We start from the raw sequence: 285 nt of genomic DNA on the forward strand, positions 1-285 counted from the left end.
CGAGTTCGGGATGGGATCGGGTGGGTCACAGACGCTATGGTCACCAAGCAATGAAGCAGGCGCATAACTGCGGGTTTTTAATCGATACCGTGCACTATTCACTTTCACTTGGGAAAGTGAACAACAAGAGCTTGTGTGTTTGTATGTTCGTATATCTGGGCTGGCTTAAAACCACGCCATCAGCGCCTTGGCTGTTTCCAGCATTGTCGTTGATGGTGGGACTCTTAAGCGCGAACAGAGCAATTAGGACTGGTTAGCTCCATGCGTTACCGCACTTCCACATCC

General features: G+C 50.2%; 1 protein-coding gene. It reads left to right on the forward strand.

Annotation, left to right across the window (positions count from 1 at the left end):
* A partial coding sequence (locus tag JQK15_RS26690; protein WP_214869698.1) for a hypothetical protein occupies positions 1 to 257 on the forward strand: 257 nt, incomplete at its 5' end.
* Positions 258 to 285: the final 28 nt, after the last annotated feature.

Source organism: Sphingobium sp. BHU LFT2, from assembly GCF_018604485.1.
GTDB lineage: Bacteria > Pseudomonadota > Alphaproteobacteria > Sphingomonadales > Sphingomonadaceae > Sphingobium > Sphingobium yanoikuyae_A.